Below are 12,150 nucleotides of genomic sequence, written 5' to 3'. Positions count from 1 at the left end.
TCAGGCCCTGGGGGGTCTGGCAGGGCGAGTCAGACTACTTGCCGCAGGCAAGGGAGAGCGTAGGGATGCAAGCATCCTGCTGTTTGAGCCGGACGCTTGTACTTGGTCCGGGGGACCAAGTACCCGGCGAGTTCAGGATGCGCCCGTAGCTCTCTCTTGACCAGGGCACCGGTGCGCCGCACCGGCAAGTGGTCAGCCCTGCCAGACCCCCCAGGGCCTGAAGCGGCGTTTTACAGGGAGAAGCGTCCACAATGACTACAGCAGCAACCCGGCTGCCTATCCTTTGCCCTCACAACAGCCCCTCCCAAAAACATAAAAAAACCCCGCTCTCCCAAAGGAAAGCGGGGCCAAGACTGTAGTGTGTCTCTTGCTGCGTATTACTTGGCAGCGCTCAGCTCTTTGATCTGCTCGCGGAAGTAGGCCAGAGCGGCTTTACCGTCAATGCCCTTCTTGTCAGCCGCTTTGATCCAGTCTTCTTCAACAAAGGCCAGACGCTCTTTCATCTGGTCTGCTGCTTCACCCTGGATGCGCAGTGTTTTCAGGCCAGCTGCTGTGTGCTTCTCAATGGCTTGCTGTTCGGCAGCCTGCCATTTGGAACCGAAGTCGTTGGCAATCCATTCGCCGCTGATTTTCTCGATAGCAGCACGGTCGGCTTCCGACAGACTCTTCCACTTGCGCTCGTTCATGAACATGTACTGGCTGGATTTGCCAAAACCACCTTCCACGGACACAGCAGTCTTGACCAGCTTGTCCAGTTTCCAGTTATCCAATTGGTCGTACTGGAAGTACATACCATCGATCACACCACGCGACAGCATTTCATAGCTGTCCGATGCAGGCGCGTTCACCGTCACGATGCCCAACGCTTTACCGATGGCATCAAACAAGGGGCTGGGCGAACGCAGCTTCTTGCCTTTCAGATCGTCAATGCTTTGCACATTGTCCTGACTGGTGAAGATCACGGTGGCAGGGCTGGTCCACATACCCAGCAGTTTCACGCCCCTGTGCTCGTTGGCACCCATCATGAATTTTTCGTAGGTGCGCCAGTAGGCAACCGAGTTCACGCCGCCATCATCCGTGGTGAAAGGCAGTTCAGCAAATTCGATCAGCGGGAAGCGGTTAGCCGTGTAGCTGTGTACCGACATGCCCATATCAGCAATACCGTTACGCACCAGATCCAGGTGAGCCTGAGGCTTGCCCAAGGCGTTGATGAACTCCACCTTCACGCGACCTTCCGTGGCTTTTTCCACTTCCTGGGCCCAGGGCTCGAACATATTGGTCACGATGAAGTGGCCTGGCGGCATCCACTGGGAAAAACGCAAGGTGGTAACTTCAGCCGCAACCGAAGGCATGGTCGGTGCCAGGGCTGCTGCAGCCAGGCCCAGGCTCAAGGCCAATTTTTTGAAAACACGCATCTCGACTCCTCGTAAATTATTTTGCTGCCGGGCCACTACAGCCCGGCGTCTTGGCCACTTGATGGGACGTTAAGCAGGTCCTGGACCTGCACACCCGGCGGCTTTACTGCTGCCCGGATCACAACTGCATCCGGGCCGGGTTTACATACTGTTCGGGACAACCAGAACAATCCAGGGGACAAACACCAGCAAGAGCAAACGCACGATATCCATCATTACAAAGGGAGTCACACCCCGAATAATGGTGCCCAAAGGAACATCGGGCATCACGTTCTTGATCATGAAAATGTTCAGACCCAACGGAGGGGTAATCAGGCTGATTTCAGCAGCCACCACCACGATGATGCCGAACCACACCAGATCAAAGCCCAGAGAGGCCACAATCGGGTAGAAGATAGGCACCGTCAGCATGACCATGGACATGGTTTCCAGGAAACAACCCAGAACCAGGTAAATCGCGCAGATGATCAGAATCACCACAATGGGCGAGACATCAATACCCTGGATGAAGCCCAGCAACTGATTGGGCAAACCAGCCACGGTCAGGAAGTTGGTAAAGACCAGCGCACCAATCACCAGCGCAAACATGATGGCCGTGGTTTGAGCGGCTTCAATCAGCACCGTCAGGTACATGCGAGGCTGCCAGCCACGACGCTTCAGGGTCAGCAAGAAGGTCGCTGCAGCGCCAATACCCGCCGCTTCTGTCGGGGTGAAGACACCCCCGTAAATACCGCCCATGATGACGATGAACAGCACGGTAATGGCCATCACGCCTTTGGTGGCCTCAAAGCGCTCGCGCCAGCTGGCTTTCTCGCCAGGACGGCCCAGATTCGGGTTGATCGCGGTAATGATCATCACCGTGATCAGGTACATCAGCATAGCGATCATGCCGGGCAAAAAGCCTGCCGCAAACAGCTTGCCAATGTCGGTTTCGGTCAGAATCCCGTAGACCACCATCATCACGCTGGGTGGAATCAGAATGCCCAGCGTGCCGCCTGCCGCAATACTGCCGGTAGCCAGACGGTCGTCGTAGTTGTACTTGCGCATATTGGGCATGGCTACACGACCCATGGCCGCGGTGGTGGCCATACTGGAGCCACACAGTGCACTAAAGGCACCACAGGCAACAATCGTGGCCATCGCCAGACCACCACGCAGGTGACCAATAAAGGCGTGGGCAGCTTTGTACAGGTCCTTGGACAAACCCGAGGCATTGACCAGATTACCCATCAAAATGAACAGCGGCAGCACGGTAAAGCTGTAGCTCATGGCCGTGTCGTAGCTGGTCTGCGCCGCCATGGTCAAGGCCGCTTCCATGCCGGTAAAGAAGGCAAAACCCAGCGTACCAACCAGCAACATGCCCCAGGCAATGGGCAAACCCAGAAATAAGCTACCCAGCAGGACAGCCAGTCCGATAATAGAAATCAACATGAAAAAACTCCGTCTTTATCGGCTTGGAGAGCTAAAAATCTTGAACAGGGAAGCCACAGTGGCAATGCCGGTCATGGTGGCGATGATGTAGGCAAACGGGGCAATGGGCACTTGCAAGGCGTTGCTCATATCGCCGTAGTCGGCCAGCTCGTTGGCGTGACTCCACAGGTAGACAGTCAACACGGCCAGCATGACGGTAGAGACCACATTGATCACGAATTGCTGGATACGACGCGCCACTGGGCCGAGCCAGGCGTCAATCAGACTGACGGTCAGGTGTTGCTGGTGCCAGGTGACACGCGGCAAGGCCGCAAAAATCAGCACGCCCAGCAAGAGTTCGCTGGCTTCATAAGCGCCCAGCAAAGGGGCGTGAAATACATACCGGCCTATCACGTCCACAGTAGTGATCCCTGTCATCAGGATCAAGATGACCACACAGGCAGCATCCAGAATTGTCTCTACAACTCGTACTACTCCACGTGAACGCACCAGCTCCATTCCTGGCAGATCGTCGTTCATTACAGCTCCACTCTTTTTGGCCGGCGAAGGCCCGTTTTTTGGGTCATCATGCACCTCGAAAAATCGACGCGCATTGTTATATTTCTGTTCTAAATAGTTTATAGATGAACAAATCCAGGTAAATAGAAAGAAACCCTTAATTCCATCCAAAATCATGGAATCGTGGTTTCTATCTCACATAGCAAGAAATACGGTCACAAACTGCCTCGCTTGTCCTGTGCAAGAGCTGATAAAAATTGCTGGAACAGGCGCGAGTACTGGCTTGGCGCAATGTCGAGCAGGCGAACATTGGCTTTAAGAAGGGCAATAAAAGAATCAGCCCACTAGCAATCAGGCAGCATCCGGACCGGTAGCCAAACCCTCAGGCCCAGGTGTTTCATGTGACAAAAAAAGAGTCGAAAATGAACAGGCCCCTCACGTGTTGGACATACTTCCATGCGATGCGAGCAGGTCTGAAACAGCAACTTTTGACACCAAAAACCGGGGATAAAAAGCCAAAATCGGCCTCTGCGACAAAGAAAAAAACTTAGGCAGCAAAAAATCCCGGCACCGCTGACCAGCCGCCACCAATCAAGACGGTCCCTTCAGCCGTTTGTTTAAACGACACTCGCCGCCAGACATGCTGGAACAGATAGTCCATCAAGGGGGCTGTGCCATCCAAAAGCAAAAACCCCCTTGGAAAACCAAGGGGGTTTTATATGCCGTCAAGCAAATGGACTCGCTCCTGAACGCACTCAAAGCGCGATCACGGGCAGTCCCCTTGCCCGTCGATCAGATCGTCAGCGTACCCACGCTGGCACCGCCGCAGACATACAGCGTCTGGCCGGTGATAAAGCTGTTTTCAGGATCCGAGAAGAACAGGGTGGCGCGGCTGATGTCATCCGCACGGCCCAGACGCTTCACAGGGATCGCGGCAGCCAGCTTGGCTTCGCGCTCGCTACCGGCTTCGACCACGTCGTAGAACATATTGGTAGTAATGGGGCCGGGGGCAATCACGTTGACGGTAATGCCTTGGTCCGCCAGTTCCAGCGCCCAGGTACGGGCCATGCCCAACATGCCAGCCTTGGTAGCAGCGTAGGCGGTACGGGTTTGCAGACCCAGCGCACCCCGCGAAGACATCAGCACAATGCGACCAAAGTGGCGCTCGCGCATGCCAGGAACGACCGCCTGAGTAATCTGCAAGGCTGCACCCAGGTGAATCTGGGTCAGACCCTGCAAGTCTTCCAGCTTGACCTCGTCCAGCAAGGCCGGCCAGATCACGCCTGCGTTGTGGATGAAGTGGGTCACTTCAAAGCGCTCGGCAATATCCTTGGCGGCTTTTTCGGTTGCTGCTGCATCCAGCAAATCCACCTGCACGCAGTGCAGACGCTCGTGCTTCCAGGGCAGGACATTGCGCGCCATGCTGATCACGGTGTAACCCTGATCCAGCATCTTGCGGCAAATGTCTTCACCAATACCGGTGCTGCCGCCCGTCACAATGGCGGTGTATTGAGCTTGTGTCATCTTGATTGTCTCCAGGCTAATTCAGGGCGCAGGGCGCGCCACCAGCACGGCTACGCCGCCAGCATCCAGCTCCAGACTCAGGCGCACTTTCTCGTCCGCCTGCCCGCCTTCGGGCAAGTGGGCGATGGCAAAAGGGCCGCAATCCAGGGCAACTGTGCCGATACGCCAGGGCAGTCGTGCCTGAAAGTAGGGTTCATTGCTGTGATGCAAGGTGGTCGTGGCCTGCAGAACACCCGTGTCGGCAACGGCCTGCCAGTTCAGCGTCGTGTGCAAGCAATGGCCGCACACATCGCGGGCGGGATACTGCACCGTGCCGCAGGACGGGCACACTTGCAGGGCGAATTCGCCGCGTTGGGCGGCTTCGGTCAGTCCGGCTGCCGTGGCGCTGCGTGCACCCGGTGGCAAGATTTGGGTGTCGCTCATCACTGCCCCCGTTCCAGCAAGGCCGCAGCAGTACAAATGCCGCGGTCGTAATTAATCATGCCAAAGCCGGACACCAGGCCGATGCGGGCATTGGCCACTTGCGTGTCGCCTGCGGTATCCGTCAATTGGCGCAAGGCCTGAACCAGTCCCAGGTAGCCGCCTGCTGCACCGGCCTGGCCTACCGATAGCTGTCCGCCGCTGGTATTGAAGGGAAAGCTGCCGTCCACCGTAAAAGTGTTCTTGCGGATGAACTCCGGGCCTTCGCCCTTGGCGCAGAATCCCAGGTCTTCAAACTGCAGGACGTTGATGACGGGGTAGTCATCGTAGGTTTCCATGAAATCCACGTCTGCCGGGGTGAGGCCCGCATGTTCGTAGAACGCATCCTTGTCCATGGCCCAGCCACCGCGATGCTGCACAGGGTCTTCAGGGAAAGCGTTGTGACGCTCGATGGTAGAACGGATACGCACATAAGGCAGGCCCAGTGCTTCGGCCTGTTCACGACGCATGACCAGATAGCCTTCGGCTCCAGCACACGGCATCACGCAGTCAAACAAGTGTATGGGGTCGGCAATGACGCGCGCCTCCATGTACTGTTCCAGCGTCAGCGGTTTTTTCATCAGGGCATGCGGATTGCGCAACGCATTATCGCGCTGGGCGACGCACAGCTTGCCGAAGTCTTCACGCGTGGCACCGTAGTGACGCATGTAGTAGTCCGTCAGCAGCGCAAAGCTGGCGTTGGGGCCACCAGCACCGTATGGGTAGACGGCATCCTGCGAGAAACGCGAGAAGCCCGACACCGTGTTCTTGAAGGATTCACGGTGGTTGGTATCACCCGCAATACACGCCACGATGGACGCATCGCCACACTGCACGGCACGGGCCGCACGACGCATGGCCACCACACCGCTGGCCCCACCCATGGGGATATGGTCCAGCCAGCGTGGGCTCATCTGAAAATGCTGCATCACGCCTACGGCAGTGTCCGAACCCAGCGTGAAGCTGGACACGCACACGCCGTCCACATCGACTTTTTTCAGGCCGGACTGGGCCAGCAACTGGCCCAATGCCGCACCCAGCCACCAATGCGCGGTCTGCTCGGAATGGCGCTCGTAGGGGATGGTCACCGGGGCGACCAGCACCACATCGTCATAGCCCTGGCGGGCTGCTTGCGGCAAGGCCATGGGCTTAGGCCTCCTGACGTTTTTTCAGGTGATTCGTGTTCACGCAGGCCGGGTTTTCCAGCGCAGCCAGAGCAACCGTTTTCAGTTCACCGCGCTGGATCTTGTTGGTCGAAGTCAGCGGCAGGGCATCCACAAACAGAACGTAGCCGGGCACCTTGAAGTAGGCCAGCTGGGTCAGGCCCCACTGCACCATTTCCTGGGCAGCCTGTTCGCGCTGTTCCTGGGTTTCAATTGGGTTGTGCGGCACCACCAGCGCCATCACTTCGTCGCCACGGATGGCGTCGGGCACGGCGGCCACGGCAATGGAGCGCACCAGCGGGTGCTGCTGCATGATGTTTTCCACTTCCACGGCAGCGATGTTCTCGCCACTGCGACGGATCACGTTCTTTTTGCGGTCCACAAAGTGCAGATAGCCTTGTTCGTCGCGGCAAACAATGTCGCCCGTGTGGAACCAGCCGCCTTCCCAGGCTTCGAAGGTTGCTGCCGGGTCTTTCCAGTAGCCGGAGAAAAAGCCGTAGCGTGGGTTGTCACCGGCCGAGCGCACCAGCAATTCGCCGTTTTCACCGGCTTGAGCGGGTTCGCCATCGTCCTTGCGCAACAGCACTTCCACCACGGGCATTTCCTTGCCAAAGCAGGAGGTGCCGATAAAGCGGGGCTCGTGATTGGCGATGATGCTGGCACCCGCGCCGGTTTCCGTCATGGCCCAGGCTTCCAGCAGGGGGAAACCAAAGCGTTCTTCAAAGATAGGATGCAGACCACGGTCCACGCCGGCGCCAAAACCAAAGCGCACGCTGTGTTGACGGTCTTTTTCGCTGGCCTCGGCCTTCATCAGGATGGCAGGCATCACACCCAGGTAATGCACCACGGTTGCGCCGGACTCGCGCACCGAATCCCACCAGCTACGTGGGTGGAAACGGTCCAGGGAGATCAGGCAGCCGCCGGTCTTGATCATGGCCATGGTCGAGCAGGCCATCGCATTCATGTGGAACAGGGGCAGCGGAGTCAGCATGCGCTCTTTGCCATGCTCCAGCGAAGCCAGACCACCAATGTCGCGGTACCACTCGCCAGCATAATGGAAGTACTGGTTAGCCAGCATGCAGCCCTTGGGGCGGCCTGTGGTACCGGAGGTGTACAGCAAGGCACATTCGCTGTTTTCATCAGGAATGTCACAGGAACGGGAGGCGGCGCGCTCCACCATAGGAGGCACATCGCCATCGGCCATGATGGCAAAAGGCTGACCAGCACGCTGAGCCGCTTCCACCAGATCCTGGTGACGGCTGGGCAGGGCGATGGCCATGATCATTTCCGAATGGCCGATCAGGTATTCCAGCTCGGCAGCGCGCAAATCAGGATTGATTGGCACAATCGACACGCCCAGGCTGTTCAGTGCGAACCAGTGCAGGAAGAACACGGGGCGGTTCTCCAGCAGGATGCCGACGCGGTGGCCGTGGCCGTAGCCAGCAGCGGCGTAGCCGGCGCGCAAGGCGTCGATACGCTCCAGAGCCTGACCGTAAGTCAGCTCGCCCGCTTCAATACCGTAGATCTCGGCGGTCTCAGGCAGGGTACATACAAAGGGCTTGTCGCCCCATTTCTGGGCGGTGTCTCGAAAAGCCTGGTAGACCGTGGTGTTGGCCATCAAAAATTCTCCTGTCCTATCACATAAACAACTGGATATTGCCGAAAGGCGCGTCGCAATTGAGCAGATCCACCCGTTTCAGACGGATCTTCAAGGCGTCGTCCTGGCGCACCAGGGTGTAGGTATTCCAACCCACATAGATATCTTGGTTGTCGCCACGCGTTTCCGTGTAATGGAAGGCGCAACGCACGGTGTATTCGCCTTTTTCCTCGTCCATGCTTTCCACAGTGGGTTGCTGGAGCAGGTGATGGCTGCGGCTCTTGGGCTGCTGGGAAAAGGTACGGCGGCCTGCCAGACGTTCCACACGGATACGCAGCAAGAGCTTGTCCTCGTGCATCAGGGACGCGTGTAAACGGGCGTCCTGCTGATCGTGCACCAGCGGCATCCAGTAGTAGCCATCCTCGGTGAACAGGTCGAGCCATTGCTCGTAGCGCTGTTCATCCAGCAGGCGGGCTTCCGCATACACAAAATCGATAAGGGCCTGACGGCTGATTTCGCTCATGGTTATTCCTCTTCTTTCTTGGCCTGCTGCTCGGGCAGCATGAACTTCAACCAGGCGCGGAACTGGGCGCGCATCTGCATTTCGCTGGTGCCGTTGATCACCACGTTCTTTTGCTGGTCTTCGTCTTTTTCCACCAGACGGGCCAGGTTCATCCAGTCGCGACCACGCGACTGCAAACCGTGCTGGGCACGCTCGTACATTTCCAGGTCATCGTGACCGACCATGGAGGTCGGTGCGTTGATCAGGCGGTTGTACATCAGGGTGCGTTCCAGGAAGGTGTCAGGTGCACCCACCAGGCGGAAGGTCCAGGATTCCACCAGGGTTTTGTCAGCGGCCAGCGGCTTGAACAAACGCAAGGTCTGGATCGGGCCCTTGACCATGATGTTGGGGAAGTAGCAAGTGTTGTGACGCGTATCGCCCAAAATGGCTTTGGCGCGCTCCTCACCGTAGGCTTCGACCATCTGGTCCCAGTAACCCGGAATTTCGGAGTAATCAGCGTGAATGGAATTGCTCACGCCGGTATGGCCGTGACCGTTTTCCCACACGCGAATGCCCATGCCTTCGTAGAACTCGTAAGGCGACATGAAGGGGGCAAACAATTCAACAGCCATGGGCTTGGGCGTACCCGGAGGGGCCGCTTCCCAGGCTTTCACAGCAGTACCCGCCGAGGACTCGTGCGCCACCATGGGGTGACAGGTATCGGTCTGGTTATCGACCAGCATTTTCCAGTTGCACTGGTGCATGTAGCGCATCACGCCGCCGGCCACTTCCAGACGGCCTTCGGGGGAGCGATCCACCATATTGTCGATGGTGCTCAGAGACTCGCCAAAGAATTCCTCAAAGCCAATGCCTTCATCGGCCAGACGACAGAACACGAAATCGCGGTACACCTTGACGTTCTGTACTGCGGCCATGCCCTTGCTGCCTTCGGTGCATTCAAAGCCGGTGTTCTCGTAGCCTTTCTTCAAAGGGATGGACAGCAGGGAGCCGTCCGTCTTGAACGTCCAGGCGTGGTAGGGGCAACGGAAGAATTTGCCCGTGTTGCCACAGGTCTCGCCCGCCACTTGCACACCTTTGTGCGGGCAGCGGTTGTAGAGCACGCGGATGCTGTCATCGGTATGGCGCACCATGATGACCGATTCAGTACCGACCGTCGTGGTGTAGAAGTCGCCTTTATTGGGCACCTGGCTGGCATGGCCAACGTAGACCCAGGTATTGACGAACAACTGCTCCATCTCCAGTTCAAACAGCTCCTGGTTGATGTACAAATCCTTGTGGACCTCGGCCTCGCGTACCAATTCGCGGATGGCCTGGGGATTATCACGATACTTTTCCATCATGTTCTCCGTCGCCCTTGGGCTTATAGATCCAGCACCAGACGCGGGGTCTTGGCGCGGGAAATACAGATCTGGATGACCTTGTTGCTGGCTTTTTCCGAGTCGCTCAGGAAGTAGTCGCGGTGGTCAACCTCGCCTTCGATCACATCACAGGTACAGACGCCGCACTCGCCGCGCTTGCAGTCGATCATGGGGTCCAGGCCCTGCTCTTCCATCACGTCCACAATGGTCTTGTCCGCGGGAATTTGCAGGGTCACGCCGCTTTGGCGCAGTTCCACTTCAAACGGCTGGTCGCCTTCCTGGGGAGCAGCCGTCACAAACAGCTCGAAGTGCACATGGTCAGTAGGCCAGCCACGTTGCTTGCAGGCTTCGATCACGGCATCAATCATGCCTTTGGGGCCACAGACGTAAATGTGCTGGTCTTTGGACAGACCGTCGAGCAGGGTATTCAGGCAGAAACGGCCTTCGCTGTCGTCCGCGTAGTGACGCAGGGCCGGGCCGGACAGGGCGCTCAGCTCATCCAGAAAGGCCAACTGTTCCACACTGCGACCAGCATAGTGCAGCTGATAAGGGCGGCCCTGGTGATGCAAGGCAGCGGCCATGCTGGCAATGGGGGTGATACCGATACCACCGGCAATCAGCACGGTTTCGGTTTCACCTTCAGCGGCAGCATGCAAGGGGAAATCATTCTTGGGACCAGCCACGCGCAGCGTATCGCCTACTTTCAGGCTGTGCATGAAGCGCGAACCACCCGAGCTGTTGTCTTCCAGGCGCACGCCCAGACGGTAACAGGTCGGGCCCTGTGCCGTGTCGGCGTCCAGCGAAATCAGGGAATAGCAGCGGTGATCGTTCAGATCAGGAATCTGTACCTGCAGGTGCGAACCCGGCGCAAACGCGGGCAGGGAACCGGCCTGGGCAGGCTCTAGCGTAAAACTGCGAATCAGCGGGGATGCGTTCTGGATGTCCCGGATAACGAGTTCAAAAGTATCCATCATGTGCCTACCATTGAGCATGACTACATCAATTACCCAGCCAAAAAGGCCAAGCCGTGGCATGATGTAGCGCCGCAGGGGGCAATGGGACGGTATCGCGTAACCTGAAAAAGGCTGCGTAAGGCTCGTCTACTGTCTCCGCTAAAACCGGCTGCCTGACACCAAGACTGGCTGTATGGCTGGATCTCTATTCATTCTTTTGTGAATTTATTTTATTGATGAATAGTTTACGGATAAATATATACTGCCGAATATAATGGAAAACCACTAGGTGAGAAAACAGCAGAACCGCATGGTACACAGTTCTGCCACTTCCCCACCGTTTTCTACTTACTGAGCAACCAGTGCGACCACGCGCAATGGGCTGCCGGAACCGCCTTCAATCTTCAGAGGGGCCGACATGATCAGTGCACCCTGAGGGGGCAGCTGATCCAGGTTGCACAAGCACTGCAGACCGTAGCGGTTGGCACCGTGCATCAGGGTGTGGCAAGGGTAGCCAATAGGCCAGGAGTAGGATTGGCCAGCATCGGTGTTGATGGTTTCAACGCCAAAACCGTGAACCTTGCGCTCGTGAATCATCCACTCTACCGCTTCCTGAGCTGGGCCAGGCGTGTGAGCACCGTCTTCACGCATGTTCAGGAAGGCTTCGGCGTCGTTCACGCGTTTGGACCAGTCGGTGCGAAACAGCACCCAGGCGCCTTCAGGGATACGGCCATGCTTGGCTTCCCAGTTCAACAGGAACTCGGAGGTCAAAATGAAGTCTTCGTTCTGGGCCACTTCAGCAGAAGCATCAACCACCACGGCAGGGCGCAGGAAGTTGTCGACTGGAATAGTGTCGACCGTGTTGTCTGGATGGTCCTTGCCGGAAATCCAGTGCGCAGGAGCGTCAAAGTGGGTACCAGTGTGTTCGCCACAGGTGAAGTTGTTCCAGTACCAGCCTGGGCCGTTTTCGTCGTATTGGCTGATGCGCTCAATCGAGAAACCGGCAGTCTGGCCAAATTGGGGGGGCAGTTGCAAGGCGGGGAAGCTGGGAGACAGAGTCTGGGTCAGATCCACAAAACGGACCTGCTTGCTGTCGATCGCCTGGATAAAGGCTGCCAATGGGTTCTTGTCGCTCATTTCATCTCCTACTTGGGTCTTATGTCGTCGTTATCGTTGCCTGCCCTGCATGGCGCAGGATAGGGACCAGCCGTTAAAACAGCCCGCTCCTT

The 12,150-nt window shown here is 57.3% G+C and carries 11 protein-coding genes; all 11 read right to left on the bottom strand.

Going from position 1 to position 12,150, the window contains the following annotated elements; genetic code table 11:
* Positions 1-377: 377 nt before the first annotated feature.
* The gene (locus tag KOE80_RS10695; RefSeq protein ID WP_063689941.1) at positions 378-1,415 is read right to left on the bottom strand and encodes a TRAP transporter substrate-binding protein; all 1,038 of its coding nucleotides are present in this window, start codon (positions 1,413-1,415) and stop codon (positions 378-380) included.
* Between the two features lie 141 nt (positions 1,416-1,556).
* Complete coding sequence (locus KOE80_RS10690; RefSeq protein ID WP_021447142.1) at positions 1,557-2,846, bottom strand: TRAP transporter large permease; 1,290 nt, start codon at positions 2,844-2,846, stop codon at positions 1,557-1,559.
* A gap of 15 nt (positions 2,847-2,861) precedes the next feature.
* Positions 2,862-3,365, bottom strand: a complete 504-nt coding sequence (locus tag KOE80_RS10685; RefSeq protein ID WP_009464436.1) for a TRAP transporter small permease — start codon at positions 3,363-3,365, stop codon at positions 2,862-2,864.
* A gap of 771 nt (positions 3,366-4,136) precedes the next feature.
* Complete coding sequence (locus KOE80_RS10680; protein WP_226349104.1) at positions 4,137-4,868, bottom strand: SDR family NAD(P)-dependent oxidoreductase; 732 nt, start codon at positions 4,866-4,868, stop codon at positions 4,137-4,139.
* Positions 4,869-4,889: 21 nt separating this feature from the next.
* Positions 4,890-5,291 carry a Zn-ribbon domain-containing OB-fold protein gene (locus KOE80_RS10675; protein ID WP_026483927.1) on the bottom strand — a complete coding sequence of 134 codons (402 nt, stop codon included), beginning with the start codon at positions 5,289-5,291 and terminating at the stop codon, positions 4,890-4,892.
* A complete protein-coding gene (locus KOE80_RS10670; RefSeq protein WP_088451597.1) occupies positions 5,291-6,472 on the bottom strand; it encodes a thiolase family protein in 1,182 nt (393 codons plus the stop codon). The genes KOE80_RS10675 and KOE80_RS10670 overlap by 1 nt, the downstream gene beginning before the upstream one ends.
* Before the next feature lie 4 nt (positions 6,473-6,476).
* A complete protein-coding gene (locus tag KOE80_RS10665) occupies positions 6,477-8,108 on the bottom strand; it encodes an AMP-binding protein (RefSeq protein ID WP_226349103.1) in 1,632 nt (543 codons plus the stop codon).
* 19 nt (positions 8,109-8,127) lie between these two features.
* Positions 8,128-8,610 (bottom strand): aromatic-ring-hydroxylating dioxygenase subunit beta, encoded by a 483-nt coding sequence (locus tag KOE80_RS10660; protein WP_009463815.1) that lies wholly within the window; start codon positions 8,608-8,610, stop codon positions 8,128-8,130.
* A 2-nt stretch (positions 8,611-8,612) separates the two neighbouring features.
* Entirely contained in the window at positions 8,613-9,947 is a 1,335-nt protein-coding gene (locus KOE80_RS10655) for an aromatic ring-hydroxylating dioxygenase subunit alpha (protein ID WP_009463816.1), read from the bottom strand.
* A 23-nt stretch (positions 9,948-9,970) separates the two neighbouring features.
* Positions 9,971-10,939: a PDR/VanB family oxidoreductase gene (locus KOE80_RS10650; RefSeq protein ID WP_115634869.1), complete on the bottom strand. Its 969-nt coding sequence runs from the start codon at positions 10,937-10,939 to the stop codon at positions 9,971-9,973.
* Positions 10,940-11,269: 330 nt separating this feature from the next.
* Positions 11,270-12,058 carry a cyclase family protein gene (locus KOE80_RS10645; protein ID WP_009463818.1) on the bottom strand — a complete coding sequence of 263 codons (789 nt, stop codon included), beginning with the start codon at positions 12,056-12,058 and terminating at the stop codon, positions 11,270-11,272.
* Between the last annotated feature and the right edge of the window lie 92 nt (positions 12,059-12,150).

The sequence above is a fragment of the Alcaligenes sp. 13f genome, from assembly GCF_020496585.1.
Lineage (GTDB): Bacteria > Pseudomonadota > Gammaproteobacteria > Burkholderiales > Burkholderiaceae_B > Alcaligenes > Alcaligenes phenolicus.
Note: the sequence above shows the minus strand (reverse complement) of the source record. Positions and strands in the feature narration are given on the sequence as shown.

Excerpts from the sequence above, each read along its gene's own strand:
- KOE80_RS10695 (WP_063689941.1), bottom strand. The coding sequence starts at position 1,415 with ATGCGTGTTTTCAAAAAATTGGCCTTGAGCCTGGGCCTGGCTGCAGCA.
- KOE80_RS10690 (WP_021447142.1), bottom strand. The coding sequence starts at position 2,846 with ATGTTGATTTCTATTATCGGACTGGCTGTCCTGCTGGGTAGCTTATTT.
- KOE80_RS10685 (WP_009464436.1), bottom strand. The coding sequence starts at position 3,365 with ATGAACGACGATCTGCCAGGAATGGAGCTGGTGCGTTCACGTGGAGTA.
- KOE80_RS10680 (WP_226349104.1), bottom strand. The coding sequence starts at position 4,868 with ATGACACAAGCTCAATACACCGCCATTGTGACGGGCGGCAGCACCGGT.
- KOE80_RS10675 (WP_026483927.1), bottom strand. The coding sequence starts at position 5,291 with ATGAGCGACACCCAAATCTTGCCACCGGGTGCACGCAGCGCCACGGCA.
- KOE80_RS10670 (WP_088451597.1), bottom strand. The coding sequence starts at position 6,472 with ATGGCCTTGCCGCAAGCAGCCCGCCAGGGCTATGACGATGTGGTGCTG.
- KOE80_RS10665 (WP_226349103.1), bottom strand. The coding sequence starts at position 8,108 with ATGGCCAACACCACGGTCTACCAGGCTTTTCGAGACACCGCCCAGAAA.
- KOE80_RS10660 (WP_009463815.1), bottom strand. The coding sequence starts at position 8,610 with ATGAGCGAAATCAGCCGTCAGGCCCTTATCGATTTTGTGTATGCGGAA.
- KOE80_RS10655 (WP_009463816.1), bottom strand. The coding sequence starts at position 9,947 with ATGGAAAAGTATCGTGATAATCCCCAGGCCATCCGCGAATTGGTACGC.
- KOE80_RS10650 (WP_115634869.1), bottom strand. The coding sequence starts at position 10,939 with ATGGATACTTTTGAACTCGTTATCCGGGACATCCAGAACGCATCCCCG.
- KOE80_RS10645 (WP_009463818.1), bottom strand. The coding sequence starts at position 12,058 with ATGAGCGACAAGAACCCATTGGCAGCCTTTATCCAGGCGATCGACAGC.